The following is a 17,845-nucleotide window of genomic DNA, read 5'->3' on the forward strand; positions in this document are numbered from 1 at the left end:
CTGTAACCGACATTTTCGAAACCGTCTACTCCTTAGCATTGACTCCCAGAGTCACAGTGTGTGCAGCAGTGTTGACACCCACGACGCCGATAGTTTGTAGATCTTATAAACGCCGAAAATTGCCCGCCTAGAGCGGAAACAACGGTCTTCGCGATTATCTCTATAATGGAACAATGATACTGCTCAAGAAACTACGTGAATGCAAGATCTTCGAATGACAAAAAGCGTGACTTTGCGAGAAATACAGGCGATTTCTCCGGTTTATCTAGTTTTCTTCAGAAGCGAGGTCAAAGGGTACGAAGACAATTATCTGATATAATCTATCCTGAAGGGATCGTTGAAAGAGAGATTTGCCCAGACGTAAGTGCTCTTCTGGCGCTTAGCAGGACAGTGACGAAGAGTTATTTTGGAGTGATGTTATGGGTTTTTTCGAAGGGTTTAGCAAGATAGTATTTGTGATCTCCTACGTTTTATGGGCTGGAGGGGGGCTCACGGTTTCGCTCTTGATGATACCTATGAAGGATCCCAGAACTGAACCTCAGGTTCAGGGTTACCTTCACGCTTTCTGGCAAACCATAAGAATACCGGCAGCGGCTCTTTCTTTCGTTGTTTTGGGAACAGCAATTACAATGGCAATAATCGTTTCAGCTTCCTTGCTTTGGAGCTCACTTTTCTCTTTGTCATGGTTTCTCACTTTCTTGTTCTGGCTTATGGCGGACAGGTTTATGAAATCAGGAGGAAGCGATCCAAGATCAATGGTCGAGGTCCATAAGAGAAGCTTCCACGCTTATCTGGTTATAGCAGATATTTCGATCTTTCTTTCAATGCTTTCAGTTGCGTTTATGCTGTTATGATTGATCTCCCATCATTGTAGAAAGTTCCTCTAGGTCGTGTTCCAGGATCTCTCTTTCTTCAAGAATCTCAAGAATCCTCTCTTCAGCCTGATCCAAAGTGTTCAGAAATTCTTGGAGCCTCTCGTAATCACTAGCGTAAAGCCCCATTCTTGCGTGAATCTCTTCCAGACTATTGGACAGAGCTTCTTCTTCAGCATCCAATTGTTGCAACTTTTCAATGATCGACTTCTTCTTGTTGGATAATCTCCTTCTTTCTTGAAAGCTGACTCGCCCGTCATCATTACCCACCGAACCGGTATAGCTTTGATTTCTACTCAAATACTCATCAACAGTGGATACACTCTTCAACTTATGCCTATCGATCATCAAGAAACGATCACAAATATTCTGTACGAATTCTCTGTCGTGAGAAACAAGAATTATGCAGCCTTCGTATTCTTTCAGTACCTGTTCAAGGCTTTCAATGGACCAGATGTCGAGATTGTTCGTCGGTTCATCCATGACCAAAACGTTTGGACGCGATAATATCAGTTTCGCAAGCGCGAGTTTCGTTTTTTCTCCACCACTCAAGGTGTGTATTGGCTTAAAGACATCGTCGCCGGGAAAGCCAAACCTTCCTAAGTACTTTCTTACTTCGTAATCAGGTTGCCCCCTCATCAATTGCCAGATTTCCGTGAGCACATCGTTTGACGAATTTAGATCCTCGGTCAGCTGAGAAAGATAGCCCCAACGGACGTTGTGGCCCCAGGTAACTTCTCCCGAGTATCCCTTTAAATTCCCAGTAATTATCTTCAAGAGTGTTGTCTTCCCGCTGCCATTTGGGCCGAGAAGGCCGATCTTATCTCTCCTGTGTATTTCTGTGGTGGCGCTGCTGAAGAGATTCTTGCTGCCAAAGCCGAATGACAGTTTTTCGATCTTCAAAACTGAGTAGCCGGTTCTATCTGGCTGTGGCAGGCGGAATTTTGTCCCTCTGATTTCTTCATCTGGGAGATCTATCGATTCGAGCTGCTCGATTAGTCTGTCCCTTTGTTTTTCTTTGTTGATCGCCTGCTTGATGAATTTTTCCTGCCCCCACAATCTGTAGCGTTTTGCGACAGAGTCAAGTCTTTCGATTTCTTTTGAAAGATTATCCCGTGTTCTCAGGCCGCTCTTTAACATAATCTCTCTGTCTGCCTGGTATCTGTCATAAGGTCCGGGGAAATCCCAAAGCGAGCCGCCGTTCAGCTCCCAGAAGCGATTGCCAACGTTTCTAATCAAGTATCTGTCGTGAGTAACGACAAGCAGAGCTCCTTTGTAATTCTTTAAGAAGCTTACTAACCATTCAGTCGATTCGAGATCGAGATGATTTGTAGGTTCATCCAAGAGCAGTAGATCGTAATCAACCAGAAAAAGCTTTCCAAGAGAGATCCTGGTTAGTTCGCCACCACTGAAGGTTTCGAGACGTCTTTCCCAATCTTCCTCGCCGAATTCGAGCCCTACGAGGATACTCCTTACTCTTCTGTCGAAGGAATAGTATTCTTCGGTGTCGGGAAGGACACTCGATTTGTCCTGCATGTAGTAATCCATAAGAGTCAACTCAGAGTTGGGTATTCTATTCTGTATTTGATAACCAATTCTCACGTTTGTGGAGAGGAAAATCTCCCCCTCAGACGGCAAAAGATCACCGGAAATTATTCTCATGAGGGTTGATTTTCCGCTTCCGTTCTTTCCAAGAAGTATTGTCTTATCTTTCCTATCTATCGAGGTTGAGACTTCGTCAAAGAGGAAGTCTTGACCATAATCGTGTCCAACTTTGCTCAGAGTAATCAGCATACATTTCCCTTCCAATCTGCCGGTCAGTGATAATAATACAACATAACAGTTTCTTTTGTGGGAAGGGGTCTTCATGCATTCGTGGTTCGATGACATGTGATATCTTTGATTATGTGGTGAAACCGGGTGGTGAATTTCTTTGAAACTCTGGTTGCCTTTTCTTATAGTTCTTACAGGATTTCTAGCGGTCTCATACATCTGGGGATTCAACTTCTTCAGGAGTCCAGATCAAGTCTTCCTGCAATATGAGAGGGCAATGATCGACTATGCAAATCAAATTCGTCTTCAGCAAGATTCCGGCCTTGAAGCCGGATTAAGTGAAGATGAAATTGTGTCGCTGAGAAAGGTAGCCATTGTCGAGCTTGAAGGAGACATGAGGAATCTGATATTTGACTTCCCTAAATATTGGTCAATTATTGAGAAGTATTATCTACAGTATGCCCAAAGTTCAGGCATCTGGTTCACAGATGGATTGTCGGGATCGATATATACTCAAGACGATCCAGAGTATGATACTTTTCTCGCTCTCTACGAATTGAAGGATGATCCTGAAAGTTACTGCCTGATATTTGTCCCTGAAGTTTCCGAAGAGAGTGTCTTCAGAGAGTTCAGAGGAGCGCGGATTTACTTCCTTCAGAAGACAATTTGGGGTTACAAGATTGAATGGAGCAGATCCCTGATCGATTTGATTCTGGATGTAGATTCCTCGTCTGTCTCGGTGTAATCTTTTGTTTTTTCACAGAAGGCCGACTCGCTTTTGGGTAAACGCTCCTCAGGATAAGCCAACGTTCTCCAGACGAGGTTTTCTGGTATCCTTTTATCGAAGCTATTCATTCCCTTGTTGCCGGAGGATATGATGTTCTTTAAGAAGATTAATGATAGAAGAAGAGAGAATAGGATTACTAAGATAGAAAGAAGGATTTCGAAATCTCGAGAAGAGGAAAAAGGTAGGTTGCTATATGAACTCTGGAATTTGAAGAGAGGAAAAGGAGATAATGAAGGCGCTATGAAGGCTGCACTAGAAAGGCTCGCATTTCTCAAAGATCCTGAGTCATTTGAAGACCTTATCTCAACCTTTGAGAAGATTGACGGGTCCTCGAAAAACTCTTTTGCCCGAGAAATCGAGAAGTTTGCCTGCGAATTTGATAGAGGCCTTTGGGAAGAATTCATATCAGTCTTCTTTGAGGACCAACCTGAGGCTGCGATCAAATTTGCTTTAAGCTGCTACAGGATCTCTTCGAAAGCATTATTTGCCGAGATTGCTCTTAAGAAGCTTGAGAATGCTGTTTATAACGAAGAGCCCGATAGACTTGTGCGGCTACGAGAGATGTACATTTCAACAATTTCGGAAGTCGGAGAGATCTCTAGAGTAGAACAGCTTCGCCTTCTCGAGAGAGCCTTGGACTCTTCCAAATCGCTGATTCAAGACGAACAATTACTTTCCAACCTTGCGGTGAAGTATATTGATCTTATGCTTTCCGGCGAAGATTTAGATGGAATCGCAAAGAAATTATCGGGTAGTTTTGACCGCTTTGTAGTTTATTTCAAAGGAAATGAAGTGACTCTTCTTGACAAACTAGATCTCATTCTTCCGAAGATAGAAGAAGAAGAAATCAAAAGAGCTTTGATAGAAAAGCTTCGAATATTGGGACAGTCGATATCGGATAAAAGATATGATTCCGATTTTTCTGGTGAATCAGATTACCTTGAATTTCTTAAGAAAAGCATTGCTAACTACGAGTTTAAAGCAAGGAAAAGAGATTCGGGCGAGGAGATTCTAAGAAAACTCGCCAGTGATTACGAGAGAATTATTGACATTCTTGAGTCTCCTGAGGAGAAACTGTTATACATTAGGAAGCTGGGAGCCTTGCTTCGGGATCGTCTTGAAGAACCCTACAAAGCACTTGAAGTCTTCGAAGAGGGGTTGCGATTGAAGGCTGATGACATATCTCTGTGGCTTGTCAAAGGAATGACCCTGGAGAAAATAGCACGTAATGAAAGTGATCCAGTTAAGGCTTCGATATGTTGGAAAAGGACTTACAATCATTATCATGCGATTGCGGAGACTTTTGAGGAGCAGGAAGTAAAGCTTACGGCGATCGAGAAGTGTGCAACGATTCAGGCAGAGAGGTTGACCGGAGTTTAGCTTTGTTGAGATGGTTCTTTTGGGATCCTTTGGGGGTGCGTTTTGAGATTCTTGAACAAAACCGTACTTGTTACTGGTGGAGCCAAAGGAATCGGGAAAGCCATATTCATTGGTTTCGCGAGATGTGGTGCATTTGTGTTGATTATGGATATCATGTGGAAGCTGGGAATCGCTTGGTGAGCCAGATGATTTCCGACGGAGGCCGAGTGACGTTTACTTATGGAGATGTTTCTTCTGAAGATGATTTAATGAGAGTTGTTACTGGTACGGTGGGACTATTCGGATCGATAGACGTTCTCATAAACAATGTGGGGATAGGATGGACCGGAACACTTCTAGAGAGGTCAACAGATGATTGGAGGAAAGTAACCGAGGTCAATCTCACCGGCCCTTATTTGATGGCGAAATACTGCTCTCCTTATTTAGCCACTTCGAAAGGCTCAAGCATAATAAACATAGTTTCGACTCGGGCTTTGATGTCGGTAAGCAGTTCGGAACCATGCTCTACTTCGAAAGGTGGTCTGCTGGCTCACACACATTTACTTGCCATTATTCTTGGGCTAAAAGTCAGAGTCAATGCGATATGCTCGGGATAGATCGACATAACTGAAAGCCAGCCCAGTAAGCCATCCGAACGAAGCGATGTTGCACATAATCAACACCCGGCCGGGCGAGTTGGTAGACCGGAAGACGTTGCAGATGCCTGTTTTTTTCTTAGCGGTGATGAAGCCTCTTTTATCACAGGTGCAAATCTAGTTGTTGACGGTGAAATGACACGCAAGATGATTTATCTAGAATAGGAGTGATCAGAGTTGAGTCAAAGGCTGGATGGAAAAAAGGTTAAATCTCTTATAGAAATGCTTTCGGGATATCACAGAATGCGGGGAAGTCGTGACTATAAGGAATCTATGAACTCGATAACGGACTATCTTATCCGTTCCGGTCTTCCGGAAAATAGATTCCGGGTATTGAAGTATCCAGCCGATGGGGTCACAAAGACGGGAAACATCGTCTCTACACTTGCATGGGAACCAGTGTATGGGGAGCTGTGGCTTGAGAATCCAGAGAGGGTTTTCGTCACTTCAACAAAAGTCACAAAAGTCTCCCTGGTTTCCGGTAGTGGAAGCAGCAAAGGCTGGGAATCGTTACCTCTAGTTGTATATGACGGTAAAGGAGATTACTCCGGAAAAGCAGTTCTTGCTAGTGAAGATCCTGTCAAGGTTTTTCAGCATGCGGTAGTTGAGGGCGGGGCGAGGTGTCTAATTCTGTGCCATATGAGAAAGGTCTTTGAGGAAATTGGTCGCAGTCTCAATGATTTACCTCAAATGACAAACTTCTTGACGATCCCCCACGACAGAGATTCGGCCGATAGAAACGCTGTTGCTTTTTCGGTTACAAAAGAGAAGTACGATCTTCTCTTCAATTACTCGAAAAAAGGAAGTGCGATCGTTGGGTTCAGGGCTGAAACAAATATGTCGAAAGGTAGTTTTGATGTTCTGCAAATAGACGCGACTGGTTTCAATGATGGCCCTCAGGTTCTCATAACTGCGCATTTGTGTCATCCTTCGCCTGGGGCCGATGATAACGGGAGTGGAGCCGCTCTCGCCGTTGAGATAGCAAGGGTGTTGAATGATGAGAACTTCCCATATTCCGTGAAAATTGCACTTGTTCCCGAATATTTGGGAAGCGTACCTTATGCTCTCCAACTCAAGAGCGAGAATAACCTTCCGATATATACTATAAACCTTGATATGGTTGGTGCAGATCAGAACAAAACGGGTTCTACATTTATTCTTTCAAAGGTCCCACCTTATTTGCCACAGAGGTGGGGAAATATCCTGGAATTCTATATCAAGACTCTTATGCCTTCAAATGCCGGTTATCCTCTGAAGAGATTTGGAGAGATTCCCTTCATGGCCGGTTCAGATCACTGTGTCTTCACAACTCTTGGAATTCCCTCTCCGTTCATGGGCCATCTTCCAGATAGATACTACCACTCGGATTTAGACACACCCCAGATGATGGATGAAAAAGAACTGGAGTGGGTAGGTCTGTCGGCTCTCAATACTTTGGATCAGCTAGTCAAGCCCGATCAGGACTTGCTCATAAGTGTCAGAAGCAAGATGATAGGAGAGCTATTCGGTATACTAAACAGAATTTCAGGGAGAGAAGGAAGCGATGATGTTTTCGATCTTCTGATTTCTAATTACGAGGGAGAAGTACTCAGAAAGGTTTTCAATAATTCTGGGAATCTTCCTTCACTAAGCCCACTGGAGCCAACCTTCGATAGCTCTTTAGGTCTGGAATGGATCAGGACATTCCCTCAGGAACTTAAAGACGAGCTCGAAATTGATTTCGCAAGTATCGCCGATTTCGTGGTGGGAGGTGCGGCTGTTGTTGGAGGTAGGGAAGCCGTAGAACTATTGGCAAGTATTCACTACGGAGTCGAGATCGGGAAGGTTAGGGTACTTACCGGCTGGATGATCGAGAAAGGTTTGCTGAGATCATGAACATCAGGGGATTTTGTTTAATTATCTTTCTTATCTTAACAGCGTCCTGTTTTGCAAATTTGGAGATGAAGGTAGATAGTGGTGTATCAATGCCGTGGAGTGGGTTCCTTGAAGTCAGTGATTCTGAGAGAACCCAGCTCCTGATGAAAAACGACTTCCGCGCTTATTTCTTACCAACTGTGGGGTATGAGATCAGCGGTGAACATCTGATAGAGTTGAGTTTTTTTCACTTCACCGTTAAAAGTACATTCGAGGCGACGGACACTGAACCTTTGGCTTCATACGAATCAATGTTTAAGCAGGATGTACTTTCGCTCACTTATATGTATATACTTCCTGAGCTTGATCGCTTCTCTCTTCAACTGGGTGTTCAAGGTAGGTTGTGGTTCAAACAACTGACGCTCATTGGCTCGAAAACATTTGACCGCAAGGTTTCTGATTTGTCCTTTGGCCCTGCTGCAGATTTGAGGCTGCAGATGAACGATAAGGTCTTCATTGGATTAGATGTCTCTACTGGACTGGGAAAAGGGAACGGATTCATAGATATGTTCGCTGGACTTCACTTTGAAGGGCCATTCTACTATGTTAGAGCGGGCACAAGATATTGGTCCGTAACGAACTCCTTTGATAACGATCGCTTCTTCCTGTCTTTTGTGAATCTGGGAGTGCAGTTCTGCGCAGTTTTCTAGACTCCATTTTTCACAAATGAGAGCGGGTCGAGTGAAGAGATTCTTACAATCCCCAGGACAGGAACGCCAAACTTCGCCAGCAAAGTTCGACCTTCTTCGAAGGTTTTTTCAATGATTGCCGCAAAGCCGTGAAGCGATGCTCCCGTTTTCAATACAAGCCGGGCCAGGGCCTCTATGGTCTTACCGCTTGCCAGAAAGTCATCCACGATAATGACTCTGTCCTTCTCATCAATATAGTCCAGGGAAACGTTGAGTTCCACTATCCCTCCTTTTGTGTGCGAAGGAGCGGATTCACTCAGATACCTTTGCATTGTTATTGGTCTACTCTTACGAGCAAAAACGAGCTGTGCACCAAGGCTGCTAGCTGCCATCAATGCGGGAGCAATCCCAGAACTCTCTGCAGTCAAGACTTTTGTTACTCCATAAGTTCTGAAGTAGTCAGCGATTAGTTCACCAGCATTTTTCATTAGTTGTGGATCAATCTGATGGTTAAGAAAGGAATCTACTCGAAGAATGCCATTGCCCAGAACGGAGCCCTTGTTTCTTACAGCTTCCTCAAAGGAAGAAAATATCTCTTGCCTGGAAAGAACAACTTCGTCCATCGATTAACCTCCAAAAGGTATATGGTACAATGATCGACTATTTCTGTATCCTTTTCTTGAAGGAGAAATTCCTTTTATGTAAGGTATGTTCTCAAAACAGATCGAAATTGCACAGGAATTCAAAATCAAGACGCTCGGAATCACCTAGTGTGATTTTTTTCGAGAGATCTAGTTTACTCCCGGTGATACCAATCATTCAAAATGCCCCGATTCATCGCGATTAAATCTACCAAAAAGTCTTTTTTCATTTGATAGTGAAAATGTATAATTGAGCTACGTAACTAAAGCGGAAGGTTTCTTATGAAGCGGAAGATACTAGTAATATTATAACATTTCTCTTAATCTCTACGGCGTCTTTTGGAAGCTATTTCAACGCGAACAATATCGGCGGTTCGGTTGTTTATTTCCCTTTTCTTCTTGGAATATTCTCGGTGAATGGATACTACAGACTGGGCTTTCAAGTCTTTGGCGCTTCCAAAAGCGGTAGTTTGAGTTTCACTCCTACCACGCTTTATACTGGGCCTTCGGCTCATATTCGGGTGCATTTGGTGAGGTTTCCGGACTAGAAGCAGGGCTTATGCACGATTGCTGACGGGAATCGAGAATCTTTCTTTTAACTTGTTTGGAAGAAGATTCATGTTTGCGCTCGGACTGAGAGGACAAGCTATGTACTCTTTCTTCGAAACAACCGATAATTTCAAAACAAGACTCTCTCCTGAGATCAGCTTCGTAAATGAAACCAAAATGACGGACAGGTTCAACTTCTCCCTCTTTTTCTGGCCGCTTCCCGTCCTTTTGGGTTTCGACATGTATTTCTAAAAAAGAAGCCCAAGAATCGGGGCATCTTTTATTTCTGCACAAGCTTCATTGGCTCTCCACAGCAGACCAGTTCTCCTCCACCAGCTTCTTTCACTTCAACTATGTTTCCACATATCTCACATCTGTAGACTTCTCCAACGTTCTTTACCTTCATGATCTCACTCTCCTTTTTTTGATAGTAAACTTAGTTACTGTTTCCACAGTCAAATGGATTGGAGGTGCTGACAATGGAAAGAGTCTTTTTCGCCGTTCTTTTCACTATATTCATTGTTGCCGCCGCAGGTACCCTTTACCAGGAACCACAGGTGATCTTCGCCAGTCATCTTCAAGATGGGACGCTTGTTTATGGCGGTAGTGTGATGCTTAGCTGGGACGTCGTTGTCAGAAACAACTCTATCATATTGAGCAACTTGGACATATGGGTTTCAAACAGAGATTCAGGAGCCAGGGTCGGCCTAGAATCTTCCCCTCTCATCGAAATAGCCAGCTACAATCTTTATCTGGGAACATCTTCGACGCCAAAGCTTTATGCATCTACTGGATCGAATAGTTACTTCGTCGATAGACTTTCAAATGATACTGTTTATTACTGGCAAATAGTTGCCATTGACAAAAATGGAAATAGATATTATGGACCGATTTGGTATTTTGAAACGAGATAATCAGACCACAGCATTGGGAGGTTCCTTTCCTTCTAGAACTGCGGCCACGTTGCGCCCCACCATAATTGCCATTTCTGTCCTTGCTTCTCTTGTTGCAGACCCTACGTGTGGAAGAAGGACCACGTTATCCATATCTATCAAAGACTGTGGTACAGTTGGTTCTTCTTCATAGACATCAAGACCGGCGGCAGCTAATCTACCATTCTTAAGAGTCTTTATCAGTGCTGCTTCATCGATAATGGATCCCCTGGCAGTGTTCACCAGAATCGCACCAGGTTTCATCATAGAAAGTCGCTTCTCATTAAGCAAATGGTGTGTCTCTCTTGTAAGGGGGACGTGAATAGACACAAAATCAGATTCTTTAAGCAGTTCCTCGAGGCTCCTATAATTCACGCCAAGTCTCTCTTCTTCTTCAGTTAGAAGAGGTTTCCTGTTGTGATAAATTACTTTCATCCCGAAAGCTTGAGCTCTTTTTGCAACGGCCCTCCCTATTCTTCCGAGGCCGATAATGCCCAAATTCTTTTCTTTGAGAGAGGGACCTGTTAACAGGTCTGGCTTCCATCCAGCAAACCTATGCTCTCTAACGAATCTGTCGCCCTCAACGATTCTTCTGCTTGTAGCGAGAATCAAAGCTAACGTTAAGTCTGCCGTGGCGTCTGTTAGAACATCGGGAGTATTGGTAACTCTTACACCTCTTTTTCTGGCTTCTTCAACGTCGATGTTGTTATAGCCGACCGCGTAATTTGCAATCACCTTTAATTTCGGAAGTGATTTGATAAGCTCTGCATCAATCTTATCCGATAGCAGTGTTACCAGTGCTACCGCATCCTTGGCTTTCTGAATAATCTCTTCTTTTGAGAGGAACCTATCCTCAGTGTTGATCATGATGTCGTATCCTTTCAGAAGAAGCAAACCTTCGTCGGGAATCTTATAAGTGAAGAAGATCTTGTCCATTAAGCACCTCCTAGAAAAATGATATCATTACTTCTGTATCATTAGGCCAAGAAACGGTACTCTACTAAGCCTCTTGTGCCTTCACCAAGATTCCGGACGCGTCTGAATCAATAATAACTTTCATTCCTTCTGCCAGGGCTCCATCAATGATCAAATCTGCTATAGGCCCTTCCACCAACTTCTCAATTAATCTCCTAACCGGTCTAGCACCATATTCTCTGTCGTAACCCTCCTTAGCAAGATACTCGACCGCTTTCTGGCTGATCTCAACGGAAATGCGCTGATCAGATAGTCTTTTTTCCATTTCCGCTATTCTCATCTTAACAATTCCCTCCATTGCTTCGCTATCTAAAGGTCTGAAAAGGACGATGGAATCAAGCCTGTTAATGAACTCTGGCCTGAAGGCTTTCCGCAGGCTTTCTTCAGCAAGATCCATTGCTCGGCTCAGTTCCGAGGTACTCGCCAATTCTTCAGATGCAATATTACTGGTCATTATAATTATTGTATTTGAGAAAGAAACTGTCTTTCCTTTTCCATCAGTAAGACGTCCGTCATCCATGATCTGAAGCAAAACACTGTGCACCTCTCTGTGAGCCTTCTCTATCTCATCAAGAAGAACAACTGAATAAGGTCTTCTCCTGACTGCTTCTGTTAACTGACCGCCTTCTTCGTAGCCCACATATCCGGGAGGCGCTCCAATAAGTCTCGAGACGGTATGCTTCTCCATATATTCAGACATATCAATTCTTACCATTGCCTCTTCACTGCCAAAGAGGATGAATGCGAGCCTCTTGGCAAGTTCGGTCTTGCCCACCCCTGTGGGTCCCATGAACAGAAAAGAGCCCCAGGGTTTATGAGCTGCATTTAAACCGGCTCTTGCTCTTCTGATCGTCTGCGAAACGATTTTGACTGCCTCTTCCTGATCGACAAACTTTTCGTGGATAATTGACTCGAGATCACGGAGCTTCTCACGTTCAGACTGAAGCATTTTTCCGGCAGGAATTCCAGTCCATTGTTCAACAATTGAGGCCACAACTGCTGATGTCACGGTCTTTCCAAAAGACTCTTCCGATTCCCACTTCTCCTTTTCAAGGAGAAATTCCCTTCTCTTTTTCTCTGCCACGGTCTTTAACTCGGCAGCGGTCCGATACTCGCCTTTTTCTGCATGAGCACTTATCTCGCCATCAAGCTCCCTGAGCTCGCGATCGAGCGATCTCAGTTTTTCGGGCATATAGCCTGTTTGTAGTCTCACAAATGAAGCAGCCTCGTCAACGAGATCGATCGCTTTGTCAGGAAGATAGCGGTCTGTTATGTATTTGACACTCAGATCAACGGCCGTCTTCAGTGCATCGTCTTCAATTTTTATATCATGGTGTTTCTCATAAGTGGGTTTCAACCCTTCGAGGATTCTGTAGGCCTCTTCAACTGTCGGTTGTTCTACCATAACGGGTTGAAAGCGTCTCTCTAACGCCCTGTCCTTTTCAATATACTTTCTGTATTCATCGAGAGTTGTAGCTCCAATACACTGCAACTCTCCCCTTGCAAGGGCAGGTTTCAGCAGATTAGCGGCGTCCATGGAACCTTCTGCTGAACCCGCTCCAACGACACTATGAATTTCATCTATGAAGAGAATTACTTCGCCGGAGAGCTTTCTAACAGAGTCTATTATACCTTTCATTCTCTCTTCAAATTCCCCTCGGAACTTGGTCCCAGCTACAAGTCTACCCATGTCAAGGGCCAGAACACTTTTGTTATTCAAATATTCCGGCACATCACCGCTCACAATTCTTTGCGCGAGACCCTCTACAATTGCGGTTTTGCCAACGCCAGGTTCTCCCACCAGGGCAGGGTTATTCTTGGTCTTTCTTCCAATAATCTGTATTACTCTTCTTACCTCGTCTTCTCTTCCAATAACGGGCATTAGCTTGCCTTCTCTTGCGAGCTGAGTGAGATCTATCGTGAATTTCTTCAAAGAAGAGAGATTCTCGTCTTCCTCTGCATCGCCTTTCGTACGACCCTTAAGGATCAAAGTATATATATTGTCGAGATTGACTCCGTACTTCGAGAGCAATCTGCTGGCCACTGCAGAGGTTTCCCGTACCATGGCAAGAAGAATATGCTCGGTCCCTGTCTTTGAATCGTGCATTCTTCTAGCTTCGCTTCTGGCATTCTCCAGAATGTGCCTTGCATCCGGAGTAATGTATATCTGGTTACCTATCTGACCTCCGCTCCCATAACGACCGATTACCTCTTCAACATCCTTTTTGAGAGAATCGATGCTTACCCTCTTTTCATTCAAAATGTCAATTGCAATATTGTCGCCATCTTCCAGCATAGAGAGGAGAATATGCTCTGAAGCAAGCTGATTCTGTTTGTACCGCATTAGAATATCTTGTACATCCATAAGGATCTTCTTAGCTTTCTCGGTGTATTCTTCATAGTTAATCATCATTACACCTCCAAAAAAAGGGCGCCCGTAAGCGCCCTCTCAGTTTAAACTTTTTCTCAGTCGATCTTGACTTGAATTGCTTCCTTTTTGACTTCTTCTTTCTTGGGGAGCTCGAGCTTAAGGACACCATCTTCGTATTTGGCTTTGACTTCATCACTCTTTACGTAGTCCGGAAGTCTGAAGATCCTCTGGAATGCTCCGCTATATCTCTCATAGCGGTGGTAATCTCTTTCCTTCTGCTCTCTCTCAAGTTTCTTCTCTCCTTTGATAGAGAGAACATCATCCTCCACCTTGATTTCCAGTTCATCCTTCTTGATTCCCGGGATGTCCATTTCAATGAAGACAGAGTTGTCCTTCTCGTAGATGTCAACTTCGGGGCTAAACATGGTTGTTTCTCTTGACTGGTCGCTCAGCCCTTTGAAGGCGTCGTTAAAGAGTCTGTCCATTTCTCTCTGAATCTCTTCAAAGGGTCTGAAAAGATCGCTTCCTCTTCTGATTGCCAACATATTAACACCTCCATTTTCTGGGTTTCTATAGATTCTGTTACTTGCTGTCTTCCGGCGGTATGTATTCGGTACCAGTGTCATTGTCATGATTTTCACCTTCCTGTGGGCCACCATCAGCTGGAGCCTGTGCCTGTGCCTTCTGATAAACGCTTTGTCCGACTCTCATGCTCTCTTTCTGGAGCTGATCAAACAGGAGCTTAATTCTCTGAATATTGTCTTCGCTTAAAGCATCCCTTAGATCTTTCACCAGTCCTTCAAGTTTGCCTCTGTCTTCGGACGAAATCTTATCTCCACTTTCGTTGAGAAGCTTCTCCATACTGTATGCCAACTGATCGGCCTGGTTCTTTAGCTCTACTTCCTGTTTCTTCTGCTTATCCTGCTCTTCGTATTTCTTTGCCTCTTCTACGATTCTCTTAATATCCTCTTCAGACATCTTCTGTCTTCCACTAACAACCATCGACTGCTCTCTGTTCGTTCCGAGATCTTTTGCGGAGACATGTACAATTCCATCACTATCGATGTCGAAAGTCACTTCTATTTGAGGCACTCCCCTAGGTGCCGGTGCAATTCCTGTAAGCTTAAAGCTTCCAAGAGACATGTTGTCTCTGGCCATGGTCCTTTCTCCCTGGAACACTGCTACTTCCACTTCGGTCTGACCGTCTGCCGCGGTTGTGAAAACCTTAGACTTTTTCACGGGAACCGTGGAGTTTCTTTCGATTATCGGCTCCATTAAACCGCCCATGACCTCGACTCCTAAAGTGAGAGGTGTTACGTCTACGAGCACCAGATCGCTTTCCACGCTGCCAGAGAGAATACCGCTCTGAAGCGCTGCACCAATTGCTACCGCTTCGTCTGGGTTGATGTTCTTGTTAGGATCTTTGCCGAAGATCGACTTGATGAAGCTTTGAACCATTGGAATTCTAGTAGAGCCTCCGACAAGTAGTACTTCATCAACCTCTTTTGGCGAAAGCTTTGCGTCGCTCATTGCTCTTTCTATCTGTTCCCTGGTGCCTTCGACAAGATCTTTTATTAGGGATTCCAACGTGGACCTCGTTATTTTCATTTCGAGGTGCAATGGGCCATCAGCCGTTGCAGTTATGAAAGGCAGGGAAATCTCAGTTTCATACTTTGAAGAAAGCTCAATCTTGGCTCTTTCCGCGGCGTCCTTCAATCTCTGAAAGGCCTGCTTGTCTTTTCTGAGATCGACGTTGTTCTTCTTCCTGAAGTCCTCAGCTATGTAATCTATTAGCCTCTGGTCAAAGTCATCTCCTCCGAGGTGGTTGTTACCTGAAGTTGAAAGGACTTCAACTACTCCATCACCAATATCCAGGACGGAAACATCAAAAGTTCCTCCTCCGAGATCATATACGATAATCTTTTTGTCACCTTTTTTCTTATCGATTCCGTATGCTACGGCTGCCGCTGTAGGCTCGTTAATTATTCTCTGGACCTCAAGACCAGCAATTATTCCGGCTTCTTTAGTGGCCTGTCTCTGAGCATCATTGAAATATGCAGGACATGTAATAACTGCCTTAGTAATTTTTCCGCCAAGGTAAGCTTCCCCGTCTGCCTTCAACTTCTTCAAAATATAGGCGCTGATTTCTTGAGGAGTGTACTCTTTGTCATCTATCCTTACTTTGAAATCGGAACCCATCTTTCGCTTTATCGATCTTACAGTCCTCTCCGCATTCAGAATCGTCTGTCTCTTTGCAGGCTCACCCACAATGATTTCACCGGTCTTGCTGAACGATACTATAGAAGGTGTTGTACGATTTCCTTCTGCATTAGGAATTACCTCGACGTTTCCGTCTGGTTTGACCCATGAAATAACAGAATTAGTCGTTCCAAGGTCGATACCTACTGTGTATTCCTTATTTGCCATCTGATTTCCCTCCTTGCATGCAAACTCAACATCTACAACACTATTATAGGCAAGAGAAATCAAGCTGTCAACACCAAAGTTCCATAATGTACATCTATGATAAGACTTATTACATAAGCACTACAAGATAATAAATAATAGTGACATACTTTTGTATAGCGTTCTTAGCGTAAGACTGATAATAAAAATTGCATTCTTTTAGAATTACCCCATGCAAGCGTTCGAGAAATCGGATGAAATCAGTTTATTTGGACAAGAATAATGAAGTTGGCATGCAAAGAAACCCGCATAGAAGTATTACCGATTACTCTAAAGCAAGTCCTGAAGAGAATCGATATCGGTTACTTCCACAACTGAAGGTTGCTCTTTAAGAATTGCAGGGTATTTCAAGCCGGAGCCCGTTAGAACTGCAACAACAATAGCCCTCTTGACACCAATCTCTTTTCTCAGCTTTGAAATCGAGGCAAATGCTACCGCGCTGGCAGGTTGTCCAAAGAGACCTCTTTTGGCTAGTTGTCTCTGAGCTGTGAGGATCTCGTCTTCATTAACGGCAACAGTGATTCCCTGATTTTCTTTTAGCATTCTCAGAACAGCATTTCCGCTTGGGGGGAAGGGATTTTCGATTGCGTGTGCAATTGTATGTGCGTGGGCGAATTTCTCTATCTGATTGTCGTTGGAAGAAAAGGCTTGGTGTATAGGGCAGCATCCCAAAGCCTGTGCCACGATCATTCGAGGGATGCTATTAGAGAGCCCACATGCCTTGAGTTCGCGAAATCCCTTTTCTATTCCTCTAACATTTCCACCAGAGCTTGTAGGAACGATCACAAAATCGGGAACTCTACCTTCCAGCTGAAGGAATATCTCGAAGGCGATAGTCTTCGATCCTTCCACTCTCATTGGAATGTCGGAATTTGCAAAGTAGATGTTCTTCTTTTTTCCTAGTTCCAGTGATTTGAAATAAAGACGGTCATAATCTCCTTTGACCTTCAGTATTCTAGGACCATAGATGGCGATTGGCGAGATTTTCTCCTCAGGGATTGAATCAGAGATAAGAATTGTGGTCTTCAGTCCCGCTCTCATACTGTAGGCGGCAACTGAGGCGGCCATGTTACCCGTGGAGACTGTGCCGATATGCTTGTAGCCCTTGTTAATGGCGTCGAGAACGGCCAAATAACTTCCGCGGTCCTTGAAAGACCATGTCGGATTTATTGTCTCGTTCTTTATGAACAGTTCTAAACCATCTGTCATAGCATGTTCTATCTTCGTCAGGGGGGTGAGCCCCTCACCCATTGAAAGAGAGTTAAAATCCTTCAGTTCAGGTAAGAGATCCGAAAAGCTTTCGAGAATCCCTGATTTTCTCCAGGAGATGTTTACAGCCGTTTTCTTTTCTATTACTATCTCAAGCGGTTCCCCACACGAACAGCGAAAATGTTCTCCTAAATATTCTTTGCCGCACATAGTGCAAATCATTTTCGTTTCTCTCATCTTCATCCTCTTCTAAATGCTTATTTGACAAACTTCATAATTCATCTTTTCCTTCAATCCAAGGTTGGTGGCAATCGACAAAGAAGGGTAATTTTCTTAATCACAGGGCCAGTCTACTACCAAACCTGCTTGAAAGGAATTCATCGACGTATGTTTTCGCCACAGCTAGGCTGAGGCCTTGATTTCTAAAATCCTTGACGGTTTCTAGGCGCACTTCGATTCTATCTCGAAATCTGTACACACTCAAGCACCAGCTAATTATTGTCTTACTCTTGATCAATGCAAAACCTCCACCAAACTTCTCGAATGAATCCAGATCTTTCCAGAAAAAATATAGCCAGGCTCTAAGAACGTTACTGTTATCCAGCTGCAGATTTAGTAACTCCTGATTAATTCTGTACGCGGCAAATTCAATTGAATGGCTTCGTTCAGTATTACTTAAAATCTGCTTGAAAGAAGCGTCTTTTCACCAGTC

16 protein-coding genes and 1 pseudogene are annotated in these 17,845 nt (G+C 43.9%); 8 read left to right on the forward strand and 9 right to left on the reverse strand.

From position 1 onward, the window contains the following. Nucleotides 1-419 precede the first annotated feature (419 nt). On the forward strand, nt 420-854 hold the full coding sequence (locus THEBA_RS10265; protein ID WP_014731474.1) for a hypothetical protein: 435 nt from the start codon (nt 420-422) through the stop codon (nt 852-854). Here the strand turns inward: THEBA_RS10265 and abc-f are convergent. Then, a complete protein-coding gene (gene abc-f, locus THEBA_RS10270; RefSeq protein ID WP_014731475.1) occupies nt 849-2,666 on the reverse strand; it encodes a ribosomal protection-like ABC-F family protein in 1,818 nt (605 codons plus the stop codon). The genes THEBA_RS10265 and abc-f overlap by 6 nt on opposite strands. Before the next feature lie 139 nt (nt 2,667-2,805). On the opposite strand from abc-f, the gene THEBA_RS10275 reads away from it, so the two are divergent. The 6 genes and pseudogenes from THEBA_RS10275 (at nt 2,806) to THEBA_RS10295 (ending at nt 8,011) form a co-directional block, all read left to right on the forward strand. Next, nucleotides 2,806-3,390, forward strand: a complete 585-nt coding sequence (locus tag THEBA_RS10275; RefSeq protein WP_041928211.1) for a hypothetical protein — start codon at nt 2,806-2,808, stop codon at nt 3,388-3,390. Between the two features lie 132 nt (nt 3,391-3,522). Then, nucleotides 3,523-4,812, forward strand: coding sequence for a hypothetical protein (locus THEBA_RS10280; RefSeq protein WP_014731476.1), 1,290 nt, complete (start codon nt 3,523-3,525; stop codon nt 4,810-4,812). A gap of 42 nt (nt 4,813-4,854) precedes the next feature. Continuing rightward, nucleotides 4,855-4,992 (forward strand): dehydrogenase, encoded by a 138-nt coding sequence (locus THEBA_RS14550; RefSeq protein ID WP_014731477.1) that lies wholly within the window; start codon nt 4,855-4,857, stop codon nt 4,990-4,992. 5 nt (nt 4,993-4,997) lie between these two features. Further along, nucleotides 4,998-5,612 (forward strand): annotated as a pseudogene (locus THEBA_RS14715) (SDR family oxidoreductase). 12 nt (nt 5,613-5,624) lie between these two features. Next, nucleotides 5,625-7,322, forward strand: a complete 1,698-nt coding sequence (locus tag THEBA_RS10290) for a DUF4910 domain-containing protein (protein ID WP_006487937.1) — start codon at nt 5,625-5,627, stop codon at nt 7,320-7,322. 89 nt (nt 7,323-7,411) lie between these two features. Continuing rightward, entirely contained in the window at nt 7,412-8,011 is a 600-nt protein-coding gene (locus THEBA_RS10295) for a hypothetical protein (protein ID WP_236609148.1), read from the forward strand. Here the strand turns inward: THEBA_RS10295 and THEBA_RS10300 are convergent. After that, nucleotides 8,008-8,613, reverse strand: a complete 606-nt coding sequence (locus tag THEBA_RS10300) for a xanthine phosphoribosyltransferase (protein WP_006487935.1) — start codon at nt 8,611-8,613, stop codon at nt 8,008-8,010. The genes THEBA_RS10295 and THEBA_RS10300 overlap by 4 nt on opposite strands. Before the next feature lie 847 nt (nt 8,614-9,460). Beyond that, nucleotides 9,461-9,586, reverse strand: a complete 126-nt coding sequence (locus THEBA_RS10310) for a desulfoferrodoxin FeS4 iron-binding domain-containing protein (RefSeq protein ID WP_006487931.1) — start codon at nt 9,584-9,586, stop codon at nt 9,461-9,463. Nucleotides 9,587-9,659: 73 nt separating this feature from the next. Here THEBA_RS10310 and THEBA_RS10315 point away from each other — a divergent pair, with 73 nt between their 5' ends. Beyond that, nucleotides 9,660-10,094 (forward strand): hypothetical protein, encoded by a 435-nt coding sequence (locus THEBA_RS10315; protein ID WP_014731480.1) that lies wholly within the window; start codon nt 9,660-9,662, stop codon nt 10,092-10,094. Here THEBA_RS10315 and THEBA_RS10320 read toward each other — a convergent pair whose 3' ends face one another. The 6 genes from THEBA_RS10320 to THEBA_RS14115 form a co-directional block, all read right to left on the reverse strand. Further along, on the reverse strand, nt 10,095-11,048 hold the full coding sequence (locus THEBA_RS10320) for a 2-hydroxyacid dehydrogenase (protein ID WP_014731481.1): 954 nt from the start codon (nt 11,046-11,048) through the stop codon (nt 10,095-10,097). Between the two features lie 64 nt (nt 11,049-11,112). After that, entirely contained in the window at nt 11,113-13,497 is a 2,385-nt protein-coding gene (locus THEBA_RS10325; RefSeq protein WP_014731482.1) for an ATP-dependent Clp protease ATP-binding subunit, read from the reverse strand. Nucleotides 13,498-13,553: 56 nt separating this feature from the next. Next, nucleotides 13,554-14,003, reverse strand: coding sequence for an Hsp20/alpha crystallin family protein (locus tag THEBA_RS10330; RefSeq protein ID WP_014731483.1), 450 nt, complete (start codon nt 14,001-14,003; stop codon nt 13,554-13,556). A gap of 37 nt (nt 14,004-14,040) precedes the next feature. Next, a complete protein-coding gene (gene dnaK / locus THEBA_RS10335; RefSeq protein WP_014731484.1) occupies nt 14,041-15,885 on the reverse strand; it encodes a molecular chaperone DnaK in 1,845 nt (614 codons plus the stop codon). Nucleotides 15,886-16,194: 309 nt separating this feature from the next. Beyond that, nucleotides 16,195-17,370 carry a threonine synthase gene (locus THEBA_RS10340; RefSeq protein WP_014731485.1) on the reverse strand — a complete coding sequence of 392 codons (1,176 nt, stop codon included), beginning with the start codon at nt 17,368-17,370 and terminating at the stop codon, nt 16,195-16,197. Nucleotides 17,371-17,470: 100 nt separating this feature from the next. Next, complete coding sequence (locus tag THEBA_RS14115; RefSeq protein ID WP_081484633.1) at nt 17,471-17,815, reverse strand: GNAT family N-acetyltransferase; 345 nt, start codon at nt 17,813-17,815, stop codon at nt 17,471-17,473. Nucleotides 17,816-17,845 lie beyond the last annotated feature (30 nt).

Source organism: Mesotoga prima MesG1.Ag.4.2 (genome assembly GCF_000147715.2).
GTDB lineage: Bacteria > Thermotogota > Thermotogae > Petrotogales > Kosmotogaceae > Mesotoga > Mesotoga prima.

Excerpts from the sequence above, each read along its gene's own strand:
- THEBA_RS10265 (WP_014731474.1), top strand. The coding sequence starts at position 420 with ATGGGTTTTTTCGAAGGGTTTAGCAAGATAGTATTTGTGATCTCCTAC.
- THEBA_RS10330 (WP_014731483.1), bottom strand. The coding sequence starts at position 14,003 with ATGTTGGCAATCAGAAGAGGAAGCGATCTTTTCAGACCCTTTGAAGAG.
- THEBA_RS10310 (WP_006487931.1), bottom strand. The coding sequence starts at position 9,586 with ATGAAGGTAAAGAACGTTGGAGAAGTCTACAGATGTGAGATATGTGGA.
- THEBA_RS10315 (WP_014731480.1), top strand. The coding sequence starts at position 9,660 with ATGGAAAGAGTCTTTTTCGCCGTTCTTTTCACTATATTCATTGTTGCC.
- THEBA_RS10340 (WP_014731485.1), bottom strand. The coding sequence starts at position 17,370 with ATGAGAGAAACGAAAATGATTTGCACTATGTGCGGCAAAGAATATTTA.
- THEBA_RS10325 (WP_014731482.1), bottom strand. The coding sequence starts at position 13,497 with ATGATTAACTATGAAGAATACACCGAGAAAGCTAAGAAGATCCTTATG.
- THEBA_RS10300 (WP_006487935.1), bottom strand. The coding sequence starts at position 8,613 with ATGGACGAAGTTGTTCTTTCCAGGCAAGAGATATTTTCTTCCTTTGAG.
- abc-f (WP_014731475.1), bottom strand. The coding sequence starts at position 2,666 with ATGCTGATTACTCTGAGCAAAGTTGGACACGATTATGGTCAAGACTTC.
- THEBA_RS10280 (WP_014731476.1), top strand. The coding sequence starts at position 3,523 with ATGTTCTTTAAGAAGATTAATGATAGAAGAAGAGAGAATAGGATTACT.
- dnaK (WP_014731484.1), bottom strand. The coding sequence starts at position 15,885 with ATGGCAAATAAGGAATACACAGTAGGTATCGACCTTGGAACGACTAAT.
- THEBA_RS10295 (WP_236609148.1), top strand. The coding sequence starts at position 7,412 with ATGCCGTGGAGTGGGTTCCTTGAAGTCAGTGATTCTGAGAGAACCCAG.
- THEBA_RS10320 (WP_014731481.1), bottom strand. The coding sequence starts at position 11,048 with ATGGACAAGATCTTCTTCACTTATAAGATTCCCGACGAAGGTTTGCTT.